Raw genomic sequence first — 948 nt, forward strand, 5'->3', positions numbered from 1 at the left:
CCAATGGCGCATCGACCCACTACCTCGTCGAGCATAGCTCCGGGCTGCTCGAAAAGCTCCAAACCCAGGCTGCCAGCAAGCCTGTAGCGCTGCCTGTCGAGGTCTGGACCCGGCAAACCCGGCCGCTGAAGGTCACCTATGCGCCCTTCGTGTCTGATGACGATACCTACGACCGGCTGGCCAGCATCGAGGGCAGTGACGTCGAAGGCGTCTATGCCCCGCTGCTCGAAATCAAGCGTGATGAAAGCAAGCGCCAAGTGCAGATCACCCTCAATCCCCAGGGCGCTGCCGCCACCCAGGTGCTCTTCGTCATGCAATTGGATACGCAAGGGCGGGTGATTGAACTGCAATTACCGACGGTCGATGGCAACCAGGCCAAGTGGCGCTTCACGTATACCGTCAGCCATACCTACAACTGTCTTGCAGAGGTACGGACCCCTACCGGTGCTTGGGAGCTCATCACCTATGATTCGGTTGGGCATAAGCGCAGTAACAACCTCTCCGGCACCCTGCCCAGGGTTTCCAAGCATGAGGTTCGGCCTGGTAACGCCGACGAGGCGCCCAAGGCCGGCGCCAGTTGCAATCAAATCGTCAGCTATGAGTACACAGTGGTCACCCAAGAAGACGGATACCAGGCTGACAATAACTTCCTGGGGGCCAACCTCGCGCTCGGCGAGCCCACGCCGGGGTTGGATATCCTGTACAAGCACCTCAGCGCTTATCGCTATGGCTCGGTTGAAACGTTGCTAAGCGCCGATGGCGAAACAAAATTGCGCACTATCGAGCGGCACTTCAACAAGTTCCACCTGCTGACCCGAGAGATCACCAGCCAAGGGCCTGCGGATGACCTGCACATCCAGACCGTGGAGACCAGCTATGCCTATGAGGAAGGCAAGCCTTTCAAGGACCAGCGTGCCTATTGCCAGCTCCCGCTGACCACCACTACCA

The 948-nt window shown here is 59.0% G+C and carries 1 pseudogene; it reads left to right on the top strand.

Annotation, left to right across the window (positions count from 1 at the left end):
- Positions 1 to 948 (top strand): annotated as a pseudogene (locus tag OIU19_RS25215) (hypothetical protein); the annotation flags it as partial.

Source organism: Pseudomonas sp. BT-42-2, from assembly GCF_025847435.2.
Classification (GTDB): domain Bacteria; phylum Pseudomonadota; class Gammaproteobacteria; order Pseudomonadales; family Pseudomonadaceae; genus Aquipseudomonas; species Aquipseudomonas urmiensis.